This is a genomic window from Mesorhizobium sp. M8A.F.Ca.ET.207.01.1.1 (genome assembly GCF_004794715.1).
Lineage (GTDB): Bacteria > Pseudomonadota > Alphaproteobacteria > Rhizobiales > Rhizobiaceae > Mesorhizobium.
The window spans coordinates 1-11,682 of the sequence record NZ_SRUS01000020.1 but is presented as its reverse complement, the minus strand read 5'-3'; the positions used below and the strand labels follow the sequence as shown (position 1 = coordinate 11,682).

Sequence of the window (11,682 nt, the reverse complement as noted above, 5' to 3'; positions counted from 1 at the left end):
TCAGCTCGACCATGACCCGGCCTCCCGGGACGGCAGGCTCCTGATGCTGGATGGAGCTCCGCGACATGGACGCCCTGCCGCTGCATCGGCTCATGCGGGCGGAAGCCCAGGCCCATCCGATTTGCCGGCGCCACCGCCCTTCGCAGGCTTGAGGTGGCTGCGCTTCAACCGCCACAGAAAACGAAAAAGCCGCGGCGAACCGCGGCTTTTCGATGCTTGATTCCCTTGAGGAAACTGGAGCGGGTGAAGCGATTCGAACGCTCGACCCCAACCTTGGCAAGGTTGTGCTCTACCCCTGAGCTACACCCGCTCACACGGCGTCTTGGCCGCAAGCCGGGCCTATATGGCTGAAGAGCGCGGCGATTGCAACAGGGAAATAACAGGCTTTTTGCTGCCCGGCGCCATGATGCAGGCAAGCCGCCCGTGACAAGGCTTCTCGCCGGATCTGGGGGCCGTGTTGGGCGGCGGCCCGACCATTGCCGCCTCGTCGCGGCGCGCACCATCGCCGCGTGCATGGGAATAACCGGCGTTCGCGGCGGCGCGCACCAGGCTTGCGCAAAAATGATTCCGATTCCGTGGCCGATGCGATAAACGGCATGGCCGCAAACCAGCCGAAGAAGAAATCCAATGCCGAAGACCGAAGCCGAGCTTTTCGCCTTTCTCGCCGAACTGGGCATCGCCGTTTCGACGAAACGCCACCCGCCGCTCTATACGGTGGCCGATTCGCAGGCGCTGCGCGGCGAAATCGCCGGCGGACACACCAAGAACCTGTTCCTGAAGGACAAGAAGGACAATTTCTTCCTGGTCACCGTCGGCGAGGACGCGGTCGTCGATCTCAAGCAGATCCATCAGTCGATCGGCGCCGCCAGCCGGGTTTCCTTCGGCAAGCCGGAAATGCTGATGGAGCTTTTGGGCGTCACGCCGGGCGCCGTCACCGTCTTCGGCGTCATCAATGACAGGGAAAACAGGGTCAAGCTGGTGCTCGACAAGGATTTGATGGCGCATGCCGTCATCAACGCGCATCCGCTGACCAACGAGGCGACGACGTCGATCGCGGCGGCCGATCTCATCAGATTCGTCGAGGCAACCGGGCACGATGCTGCTATCTTGAAAGTCTCGGCATGATCGCCACATGGATGGCGAAGCCGATTTCCAATTGAGACATGGCGCCGAGCCGCGGGCCGGCAGCGCGACCGAAAGGGTGACGAGATGAGCGACAACAATCCGTTTGGCGGATCATTCGGAAACAATGGCGGCCAGTATGCCACCACGGTGCAGTATGGCGGAACGGCCACGGCGCCGGCGAAGGCAGCGCTTGGCGATGCGCCCGCGGGCGCCCCCGCCGGCGATGTCATCAAGGACACGACGACCGCCGCCTTCGCCGCCGACGTCATCCAGGAATCGCGCCGCCAGCCGGTGCTGGTCGATTTCTGGGCGCCGTGGTGCGGCCCTTGCAAGCAGCTCACGCCGCAGCTGGAAAAGGCGGTCAAGGCCGCCGGCGGCAAGGTCAAGCTGGTCAAGATGAACATAGACGACCATCCCTCGATCGCCGGCCAGCTCGGCATCCAGTCGATTCCGGCGGTCATCGCCTTCAAGGACGGCCAACCGGTCGACGGCTTCATGGGCGCCATTCCCGAGAGCCAGATCAACGAATTCATCACCAAGGTCGGCGGCCAGGGCAATGGCGCGCCGCCGGTGGCCGAGGCCCTGGCGGCGGCCGTGGAAGCGCGCGACGCCGGCGACATGCAGGCCGCCGCCGACATTTATGACGCCATCCTGGCGCAGGCGCCGGAGACGGTCGAGGCGATTGGCGGGCTGGGCGAGCTGCTGTTCGAAGCCGGCGACACGGAAGGCGCCGAGGCGTTGCTGGCAACGGCGCCCGAGGCCAAGAAGGACGCGCCGGCGCTCGCCGCCCTGCGCGCCAAGATGGCGCTTGCCGCGCAGGCGGCCGAACTCGGCAACCCGGCCGAATTCGAACGCCGGCTTGCAGAAAATCCCAAGGACCATCAGGCGCGTTTCGATCTGGCCATGATCCAGAACGCCAGGGGCGATCGTATCGCGGCCGCCGACAATCTGCTGGCCATCATCAAGGCCGACCGCGCCTGGAACGAGGACGGCGCCAGGACCCAGTTGCTGCAACTGTTCGAGGCCTGGGGCATGACCGACGAGGCGACGCTTGCCGCGCGCCGCAAATTGTCGGCGTTGCTGTTTTCCTGAGCCGGTTATCGGTTGTTTTGTCGCACAGGCTTGCGGCGTCGGGCCTGAGCGCCAGATAGGACAGGGCAGGGTTGACGCTTCGCCATGGAAGCGATCGGAGGAATGAGGTGCAAGCGGGAAACGCGCATTACCGGCTCGCCAAGGATTTGCCGTTGACGATCCCGATCTTTCCGCTCGAGGGCGCGCTCCTTTTGCCGGGCGGCCGCATGCCGCTCAACATCTTCGAGCCGCGCTACCTGCAGATGGTGGACGAGGCGGTCGCCGGCTCGCGTCTCATCGGCATCATCCAGCCCGGTCTCAATGGCGCATTGCGCGAGGATGGCGAGCCGGAGCTTTGCAATGTCGGCTGCATAGGTCGCATCATCGCCTTTTCAGAGACCGGCGACGGTCGCTACCTGATTTCGCTGCAGGGCGTGTGCCGGTTCCGCATCGCCCACGAGCTGACGGTCAAGACGCCGTTCCGCCAGTGCAAACCGGCACCCTTCCTGGCCGATCTCGACGAGGAGCAGGCGGCTGATGAAATCGACCGGCCGGCGTTGCTGCGGGCCTTTCGCGCCTATCTGCAGGCCAACGATCTGGAAGCCGACTGGGAAAGCGTCAGCCGGGCCGAAAACGCCATGCTGGTCAACGCGCTGTCGATGATGGCGCCCTATGGACCGGCCGAGAAGCAGGCGTTGCTGGAAGCCGCGGACCTGAAGACGCGTGCCGAGACGCTGATCGCCATCACCGAGATGACGCTGGCGCGCGAGAATGAGGATTTTGGCTCGAGCCTGCAGTAGGATGTGCCGATATTCAGGTGATGCGGGCCTGCAAATGGCGGCTTTCTGCGCTTCCGGGGCTCACGTGCGAAAAGTGCGCTCCGCTCCGGTTCTCGGAAGCCGCCATTTTCGACTTGGCCTGACCTGAATCTCAACACATCTTCCGATAGTTGGTCAGGAGGCGACACGATGGCGGCGGATGGGCGTGACGGAAAGAATTTCAATGTCGACCCCAAGTTGCTGGAACTCCTGGCCTGCCCGCTGACCAAGGGGCCGCTAGCCTGGGATCCGGAGCGGGGCGAACTGATCTCGCGGGTCGCCAAGCTTGCCTATCCGGTACGCGACGGCATACCGATCATGCTGCCCTCCGAGGCGCGAACCATCTCGGCCGAGGATGTGCTGGCGCCGCCGAGGCTGGGTGGGCCGAGTTAGAGTTCTTAGCTGATAGTAGAGTTGCGAGAGGCTGGCGGGCCAGCGCCCCCCTCTGCCCTGCCGGGCATCTCCCCCACAAGGAGGGAGATTGGCTGTTACCTCGGCTTTCGCCAACCTTCAACTTTGTCAGAGGAGGCGGGGCGGCGACGCTGCTAATCTCCCCCCATGTGGGGGAGATGCCCGGCAGGGCAGAGGGGGGCGCCGTAGAGCGTCCACGCGGCTTGTTCCCACGTGCTTACTGAAAATTCCGTCCCTTGGGCATGACGCGTTCCGCCTCTTCCGACAGCGTTGCGAGATCCTGTCCGGCCGGCGCATTGCGTGGCGCGGGTCTGCTATCTCGATCAGGAGCCTCTGCCTTCGCGGCCGCAGAGGAGGCACCCGGCGCCCCGGCCCCGCTCACTTTTTCCAGCAGCACGGTCAGCCAGGGCGTCAGATCCTCGATCTTCTCGGCGACGATATGGACGACACCTGATTCCGACTGCAGTTTTCCGCTGACCTTGACGAAGCGCGCACCCATGACGATGGGCCGGAAGCGGGTGAAGGTCCTTTCCCAGAAGATGATATTGGCGACGGCCTTGTCGTCTTCCAGCGTGAGAAAGATCGCGTTGCCCTTGCCGGGGCGCTGGCGCACCAGCACCAGGCCGGCAACGGAGACCCGCCTGCCGTCGCGCACGGAAGGCAGGTTGGCATTGGGGGTGACGCCGGCGCGGTCGAGCCGCTCGCGCAGGAAGGCGACCGGATGCGCCTTCAGCGACAGGCCGAGCGAGCGGTAATCGTGGATGACATGCTCGCCAAGCGGCATTTTCGGCAGTCTCGTCTCGGGCTCCAGCTCGCGTAGGCTGAGTGCCGGCTGGTCGAACAGCGGCAGCTTCTCGGCGGCGCTCTTGCCGTCGAGCGCGCGGACCTCCCACAGTGCCGCGCGGCGGTCGAGGCCGATGGACCGAAAGGCGTCGGCCTGCGCCAGCTTCTCGATCTCGTCGACATTGAGGCCGGAGCGCAGCCAGACATCCCGGACGGTCGAGTAGCCGGCGCCGCGCCGGGCGACGAAAGCCTCCATGCGTCCCTTGGAAAGTCCCTTGATTTGCCTGAAGCCGAGCCGCAGCGCATGGCTTGTCTCGATGACGCCGCGCATCCCGGCATGACGCGGCAGGATGCGGGCCGGGTCGAAAGGCGCCTTTTCCAAAGTGCAGTCCCAGACGGAGAAATTGACATCGACCTCGCGGATGTCGACGCCATGGTCGCGGGCGTCGCGCACCAGCTGCGCCGGCTGGTAGAACCCCATCGGCTGCGAGTTCAGGATCGCGGCGCAGAACACGTCGGGATAGAAGGTCTTGAACCAGCAGGAGGCATAGACGAGCAGCGCGAAGGAGGCGGCGTGGCTTTCGGGAAAGCCATATTCGCCGAAACCCTCGATCTGCTTGAAGCAGCGCTCGGCGAAGTCCTTTTCGTAGCCTCGGTCCGTCATGCCGTCGATCATGCGCTGGCGGTAATTGCCGATGGTGCCGGTGCGCTTGAAGGTGGCCATGGCGCGGCGCAGTTCATCGGCCTCGCCCGGCCTGAAGCCGCCGGCGACGATGGCGATCTTCATCGCCTGCTCCTGGAACAGCGGCACGCCCAGCGTCTTGCCGAGTATTTTTTCCAGCTCCGGCTTGGGATATTCGGCTTTTTCCTTGCCTTGGCGGCGGCGCAGATAGGGATGCACCATATCGCCCTGGATCGGGCCTGGCCGCACGATCGCCACCTCGATGACCAGATCGTAGAATTCGCGCGGCTTCAGCCGTGGCAGCATCGACATCTGGGCGCGCGATTCGATCTGGAAGACGCCGAGCGTATCGGCGCGGCAGATCATGTCGTAGACACGAGGGTCCTCCTTGGCGATCGTATCCAGGGTCAATGGCCTGCCATAGTCGTCTCTCACGCCGTATTGGGTTTCGAGCAAGATGAAAGCGCGCTGGAGGCAGGTCAGCATGCCGAGCGCCAGTATATCCACCTTGAGGATCTTCACCGCGTCGAGATCGTCCTTGTCCCATTCGACCATCTTGCGCTCGTCCATCGCCGTCTTGACGATGGGGACGATTTCGTCGAGCCGGTCCCTGGTGATGACGAAGCCGCCGACATGCTGGGAGAGATGGCGGGGGAAGCCCATGATCTCGTTGGCGCGTTCCATCACATGCCGCGATATGGGATCGCTGCGGTCGAGGCCGCCGGCCCTGGCTTCCTTCTCGCCGAGCTCCGAGGTCGACCAGCCCCAGATCGAGCCGGAAAGCGACGCCCGGACATCCTCCGACAGGCCCATCGCCTTCGACACTTCGCGCAGCGCCGAACGGCCGCGATAGCTGATGACGGCGGCGGCGAGCGCCGTGCGCTTGGAGCTGTATTTCGTATAGATGTACTGCATCACCTCTTCGCGCCGCTCATGCTCGAAATCGACATCGATATCCGGTGGCTCGTTGCGTTCCTCCGAGATGAAGCGCTCGAAGAGCGTGTCGATCTTGTCCGGTCCCACCTCGGTGATGCCGATGCAAAAGCAGATGATCGAATTGGCGGCGGAACCACGGCCCTGGCAGAGAATGCCTTCGCCGCGGGCGAATTTGATGATGTCATGGACGGTCAGGAAATAGCGGGCGTAATTCAACCGCTCGATCAGGGCGAGTTCTTCCTGAATGCGTTTTATGACGCTGGAGGGGACACCAGCGGGAAAGCGCCGGGCCGCTCCCTCCCGGGCCAGGCGCTCCAGCTCCGCCTGCGGGCCGAGGCCCGATTCCGTCGGCTCGTCGGGATAATTGTACTGAAGGTCGCCGAGCGAGAAGGTCAGCTCTTCGCCGAAACGCAGCGTCTCCGCCAGCGCCCGCGGATGCCTGCGGAACAGGCGCGCCATCTCCAGCGGCGGCTTCAGATGGCGTTCGGCATTGGCGGTCAGCTCCAGCCCTACCTCGGCGACCGGAACATTGAGGCGGATCGCGGTCAGCACATCCTGTAAGGGGCGGCGTTCGGCCGTGTGGTAGAGCACGTCGTTGGTCGCCATCAGCGGAATGCCGGTGCTTTCGGCAAACGCCGCCGCCTGCTCGATCCTGAAGCGGTCATGGCCGGCATAACAGGGCGAGACGCCGAGCCGCAGGGCGCTGCCGAACCGGCCCTCGAGTTCCCGCAGCAAGGCCAGACTGTCCTGCGCGTCCCGCGCCGGATCGGGCAAGACCGCCAGCGACATCCGGTCCCCCCATTCGAGCAAGTCGCCGCGCTGGAGCAAGGTGGCGCCCTTTTCGGTCTCGTCGCGCAGATTGGCCTGGGTGAGCATGCGGCACAGATGCCCCCAGCCCGTGCGGTCCCTGGGATAGGCGAGAATGTCCGGCGTGCCGTCGCCAAAAACCAGCCGGCAGCCAGGATGATAGGCAAGCTTTTCGACCTTGGCCTGCTGCCAGGCGCGCACCACGCCGGCCACGCTGTTGCGGTCGGCGAGCCCGATCGCGGAGAAACCCATGAGCTTGGCCGCGACCACCAGTTCCTCCGGCTTGGAAGCGCCGCGCAGGAAGGAGAAATTCGACTGGATGCCGAACTCGGCATAGGGAATGACGGTCAGCGCGTTCATGCGAAGACCCCGTGCATGAACCAGCGCGGCGGGATCTGCGAGGCGCCGCCGTAAAGGCCTTGCCGGTAGAGCCAGTAGCGGCGGCCATCGGCATCCTCGATGCGGAAATAGTCGCGTGTCGATGCCGCCGGATCGCCCGGCGCCTCGCGCCACCATTCGGCGGCGATGCGTTCCGGACCCTCGGCACGGGTGACGCGGTAGAGCGCGCGGCGCCAACGAAAATGCAGCGGCGGTCCCTCCGGCATTTCGGTGGCCGGCACATCGATGGGCTCGGGCGCGCGGAACAGCCGGATTGGGCGTTCCGGCGGGAAGATGGTCATCGGCGCCGGCATCCTGTCCGGCTTCTTCGGCGGCGTGGTCCGGCGCGGCGCCTCGCTGAAGGGGACGATGGCGACGGCGCGTTCGGGCAGATGGCTTTCCACAGGGACAGGCTGGAGAACCGCGCTCTCGCCGAGGCGGGCGCGGATGCGGTCGGCGAACAGGGCTATGTCGGCACCGTCGTCGGCCGCTTCACCGGTCAGATCGGTCTGCTGCGTGTCGAAAGCGGCGACAGCCAGCACCGAGAGGCGCACCAGGTCGAAGCCATAGCCGGCATCGATATGCTGCTCGAGTGCTGCCAGTCTTTCATGGAACAATTTCCGGATCAGCAAGGGTTCGCGCATCGGCCGCGAGGTGCCGAGCGCGATGCGGCTGACGGCGCCGTCGACGCGAAAGAGCAGCAGCGCCAGCGTCCGGGCGCCTTCGCCGCGGCGTTCGAGGTCGGTCTTCAAGGTCGTCGCCAGCATGCCCACCAGCCGCTCTATCTCCTCCGTCAGCGTGACGGGTTCGGCGAGATGGCGTTCGACTGAAAGCGGCGCGACGGGAAGGCGCGGCGAGATCGCTTCGTCGAGACGGCCAAGCGCCTGGTCGAGGCGCTGGAGCAGCAAGGCGCCGAAGCGGCGGGCAAGCGGCGCGCGCGGCGCGGCCATGACGGCGCCCGCCGTGCGCAGCCCGACGCTTTCCAGGCTGGCACGGGTTTCCGGCGCTATGCGAAGGGCGGCCAGCGGCAAGGGAGCAAGCAAGGCTTCCTCCTCGCCCGATAGAACGATGCGGTCGCCGCAAAAGCGTGCCGCCGCCCAGGCCGCCCCGGGCGTGCCGGCAAGCCCGGGGCGGACGTCGAAACCCTGATGCAAGAAGCGCGACAGGATTTCGTCGAGCATGGCGCGTTCGCCGCCGAACAGATGGGTGCAGCCGGTGACGTCGAGGAACAGGCCGTCGATGCTGTCCAGCGCCACCAGCGGCGTGTAGCGGTCGCACCAGTCGGCAAGGCCCTCGAGCAGGCGCCGGTCGGCCTCCGGATCGGCTTCGACGATGTCGATCGACGGATGCATGGCGCGCGCATCGGCAATCCCCATGTCGCGCTTCAGGTGCAGCGCCTCAGCCCGCTCGTCGAGGGCTGAGATGCGCTGCGCGTTGCCCTGGCGGTGGCTGATCACGAGCGGTGGGTGAGATGGCGACGGATGATCCGAGGGTCGGGAACGCCAGGATTTCCCCAGACGCTGCCGCAGGATCCTTTCGGCCGCCAGATAGGGAAACCACAGGGACAGGATTCTCTGCCCGCTCTTCCTCGCCCCTTCTTTCGTCGAATACGCGTTCATCGGGGTTCCACTCCAGTATGAATTGTCCAGGCAAGGCCGTGCGGCTCTTGCCGATGCTGATGGTGAAGGCAGGGTGGCCGATCGAACCGGCGAGCGGCCCGGCGACCGTGGCGCGCGGCACGGCCGGCGCCGACGCGGCGATGAGGCGGATAGGCGCCGCCGTCGGTTCCGGCTCGGCCGCCTGCCGCAGCAGGAACACCGGCCGGCCGGCACCTTGCGCCCGCGCATGCAGGCGGCGTGTCGCGGTCAGGTCCAGCCGCTGCGGATTGCCGCGGATTTCCAGAATGACGGCGGCAAGCGCCGTCATGCGTGCCGCCTCCTCGGCGATCCACAGCGCATCGACAAGCCTGGGCGCCTCGGAAAACAGCAATTGCCCGGGCTCGATGCCGAAGGCGGCATGCAGCCCCCTGGCGTAGGGAAAGCCGGCCTCGTGGAAAATTTCCGATGTCCCGATCCATAAGATGGGCAGCCCCTGCGCCTGGTTGAGGATCAGGCTGACGAGCGACAGGGCGAAGCCGGCCACGGCTCCCGCATCGCGGGTTTCCAGGCCATGGATTTCGGTCAGGGCGGCTTTCGGCAGGCCGCCGCCGAGCGCGGCATCGAGCCGCTCGACGCCGATGGGCAGGAAGGCATCCGGCAAGGCCGCGGCAAGCCCGCGCCGGACAATCGTCAGATCGTTGCCAGTGCCGGTGCCGGCATCAAGGGGCGCCGCCGCCGGCGCCTGCAGGCGCTCGGGCAGCGTTCCCTCGATCTTCGCGATCTGGCGGCGCAGGGCAAAAACAGTCTCCCGCGCCACGGCGGTCATCGCCATGACGGTCAGCTTCCACTCACAATTGTTCCTGTTATGTTCCTATTGATTCCAGAGGGCGCTGGAAGAGTCAAGCAGAGTCATAAGGAATTTATTCCTCTCCCGGCGCGACGCCGGCGTATAGGCGTCATTTGCCTCGACCGGTGCGAACACCTATATGCCGGGATTAAAGGACAAAGCATGGCCCGCATCTACAAGACCCGCACCTGGCATGGCGAACTTGCGCCCTCGATGGAAGAATTGGAGTTCCTGGCCCTGGAGGCCTACGCCCATCTGCCGGAGGATTTTCGCAAGCTGACCGGCGAGATCGTCATCCAGATCGCCGAATTCCCGACCGACGAGATCATGGACGATTTGTCGTTGGAGACGCCGTTCGACCTGCTCGGCCTGTTCGAGGGGCGCGGCATCGCCGAACGCTGGAACCCGCAAACCGGGGAAGGCCCCAACCGCATCACGCTCTATCGCCGCGCCATGCTCGACTACTGGGCCGAGAACGAGGAATCGCTGGGCGACATCGTCACCCACGTGCTGATCCACGAGATCGGCCACCATTTCGGCCTGTCGGACGATGATATGGAGAAAATCGAAGAGGCTGCTGAATAGGCTGTGCCTTCGTCATCCTAGGGTCTGCGCCGCGTCGCTTCGCTCCTTGCTTCGCCCTAGGATGACGAAGAGAGAGGGCCGCGGCGCTTTCCCCTACCAGTCGCTGAGCTTGGTATCCGGCCCGTATTCCTGGCCGTCGACATCCTTCACCACGGCCTGGCCGCAGCGCATGGTCTTGGCTTTCTTGTCATAGGCATAGGTCGGCGAGCCGAACAGGTGCCAGCCCTTGTTCAGCGCCGCCGTCACCTTGTGGCAGAAGCTGGCGTCGTCCGGGGCAGTGAGAAAGCGGTAGAGTTTCATCGTCCAATTCCTGTCATGTATCCCAAGTCGGCGAATATCATGCGCCGATGGCGGCCGCCTTCGCCAGCAGTTTTTCGGCCTGCGCCAGGTGCAGCCGCTCGACCATCCTGCCATTCAGCGCGATGACGCCCTTGCCGCTGTTTTGCGCCTCCCCGAAGGCATCCTTCACCGCGCGCGCCTCGGCCAGCGCCTGCGCCGACGGGGCGAAGGCGCGGTTGGCGGCTTCGATCTGCGATGGATGGATCAGCGTCTTGCCGTCAAAGCCCATGGCGGCGGCCTGCGTGCATTCTCGGGCAAACGCGTCCGGGTCGCGAAAATCGTTGAACACTCCATCGAGCATGTCGAGGCCGCCGGCGCGCGCCGCCAGCAGCATCTGCATCAGCCATGGCAGGAGATAGGCGCGGTCGGGCGTCGCCTGGACGCCGGTATCCTTGATCAGATCATTCGTTCCGGCAATGAAACAATCCAGCCGCGAGGCGGGGTCGCGGCCGAGTTCGGCGATGGCGCCGATGTTGAGCATGGCCTTGGGCGTCTCGATCATCGCCCATAGCTTCACGCTGTCGGGGGCAAAATTGTCGTCCAGCACATCGCCGACCTCGAGCACGTCGCGCGGCGTGTCGACCTTGGGCAGCAGGATGCCGTCCGGTTCCGCCTTGGCCACGGCGGCAAGGTCGTCGGCGCCCCATTCGCTGGACAACGCATTGACACGCACCACCATCTCGCAGCGCCGGCCATTGTGGTCGGCACCAGGGCGATTGGCGAAAATGCCGGCCAGTTTTTCGCGCGCGGCGATCTTGTCGGCGGGGGCGACGGCGTCCTCGAGGTCGATGATGACGGCGTCGCAGGCAAGCTGCGCGATCTTGGCCAACGCCTTGTCGTTGGAGGCCGGGATATAGAGCACTGAGCGGCGCGGACGGTAGGTTTCCATGTCCGATCTATGCCGGTTGCGGTCGGGCGAGGCAAGCGTCCGACCGATACCTGATACGAGCCAACCGCGAAAGCTTGCGCCGTCCCTTGCCTGTCCTCCGCAGCCGTTGCCGAAGGGCGCCTTTCCTCTCCCCCGTCGATCGGGGGAGAGGTGTCGAGCGAAGCTCGACGGAGTGGGGGTCGACCTTTGGGCGCAAGGCGATGCGATGCTTGCGCCCGGTGCCCTTTCCTATGTCCGTTTGCGGCGGTTGCCAGGTGGTTCCCCCACTCCGTCTCGGCTTCGCCGAGCCACCTTGTATCTACACGAGAGAGATTTCGTGGGATTGAAGCGATTGAGCCAAGGTCCGGGCGGCCGCCCGGACCTTGGCTTGGCGAAGTCGCCCGTACCACCTGAGGTTACAGCCGCGGGAGAGC

10 protein-coding genes and 1 tRNA gene are annotated in these 11,682 nt (G+C 65.3%); 5 read left to right on the top strand and 6 right to left on the bottom strand.

The annotated features are described in order from the left end of the window. Window positions 1–235: 235 nt before the first annotated feature. Window positions 236–310: transfer RNA gene (locus tag EN850_RS32215), tRNA-Gly, on the bottom strand. 317 nt (window positions 311–627) lie between these two features. Here EN850_RS32215 and EN850_RS32210 point away from each other — a divergent pair. From EN850_RS32210 to EN850_RS32195, 4 genes are all read left to right on the top strand, one after another. Then, window positions 628–1,125 carry a prolyl-tRNA synthetase associated domain-containing protein gene (locus tag EN850_RS32210; protein ID WP_127281199.1) on the top strand — a complete coding sequence of 166 codons (498 nt, stop codon included), beginning with the start codon at window positions 628–630 and terminating at the stop codon, window positions 1,123–1,125. A gap of 84 nt (window positions 1,126–1,209) precedes the next feature. After that, window positions 1,210–2,217, top strand: coding sequence for a thioredoxin (trxA, locus tag EN850_RS32205; protein WP_136092896.1), 1,008 nt, complete (start codon window positions 1,210–1,212; stop codon window positions 2,215–2,217). A 107-nt stretch (window positions 2,218–2,324) separates the two neighbouring features. After that, on the top strand, window positions 2,325–2,996 hold the full coding sequence (locus EN850_RS32200) for an LON peptidase substrate-binding domain-containing protein (protein ID WP_127281055.1): 672 nt from the start codon (window positions 2,325–2,327) through the stop codon (window positions 2,994–2,996). A 168-nt stretch (window positions 2,997–3,164) separates the two neighbouring features. Beyond that, window positions 3,165–3,407 carry a Trm112 family protein gene (locus EN850_RS32195; protein WP_127872755.1) on the top strand — a complete coding sequence of 81 codons (243 nt, stop codon included), beginning with the start codon at window positions 3,165–3,167 and terminating at the stop codon, window positions 3,405–3,407. A 235-nt stretch (window positions 3,408–3,642) separates the two neighbouring features. On the opposite strand, the gene EN850_RS32190 is transcribed toward EN850_RS32195, so the two are convergent. From EN850_RS32190 to EN850_RS37470, 3 genes are read right to left on the bottom strand one after another with little or no spacing between them, the layout of a single operon-like run. Next, complete coding sequence (locus EN850_RS32190) at window positions 3,643–6,993, bottom strand: error-prone DNA polymerase (protein ID WP_136092895.1); 3,351 nt, start codon at window positions 6,991–6,993, stop codon at window positions 3,643–3,645. Continuing rightward, the gene (locus EN850_RS32185) at window positions 6,990–8,468 is read right to left on the bottom strand and encodes a DUF6504 family protein (protein WP_136092894.1); all 1,479 of its coding nucleotides are present in this window, start codon (window positions 8,466–8,468) and stop codon (window positions 6,990–6,992) included. The genes EN850_RS32190 and EN850_RS32185 overlap by 4 nt, the downstream gene beginning before the upstream one ends. Beyond that, window positions 8,410–9,441, bottom strand: a complete 1,032-nt coding sequence (locus EN850_RS37470) for a hypothetical protein (RefSeq protein ID WP_135883925.1) — start codon at window positions 9,439–9,441, stop codon at window positions 8,410–8,412. Before EN850_RS37470 ends, EN850_RS32185 begins: the two co-directional genes overlap by 59 nt. Window positions 9,442–9,618: 177 nt before the next feature. Between EN850_RS37470 and EN850_RS32175 the strand changes: the two genes are divergently transcribed. After that, window positions 9,619–10,041 (top strand): metallopeptidase family protein, encoded by a 423-nt coding sequence (locus EN850_RS32175; RefSeq protein ID WP_127280999.1) that lies wholly within the window; start codon window positions 9,619–9,621, stop codon window positions 10,039–10,041. Between the two features lie 93 nt (window positions 10,042–10,134). On the opposite strand, the gene EN850_RS32170 is transcribed toward EN850_RS32175, so the two are convergent. Next, window positions 10,135–10,341: a DUF1737 domain-containing protein gene (locus tag EN850_RS32170; RefSeq protein WP_027145959.1), complete on the bottom strand. Its 207-nt coding sequence runs from the start codon at window positions 10,339–10,341 to the stop codon at window positions 10,135–10,137. A gap of 37 nt (window positions 10,342–10,378) precedes the next feature. Continuing rightward, complete coding sequence (locus tag EN850_RS32165) at window positions 10,379–11,269, bottom strand: CoA ester lyase (protein WP_136092893.1); 891 nt, start codon at window positions 11,267–11,269, stop codon at window positions 10,379–10,381. Between the last annotated feature and the right edge of the window lie 413 nt (window positions 11,270–11,682).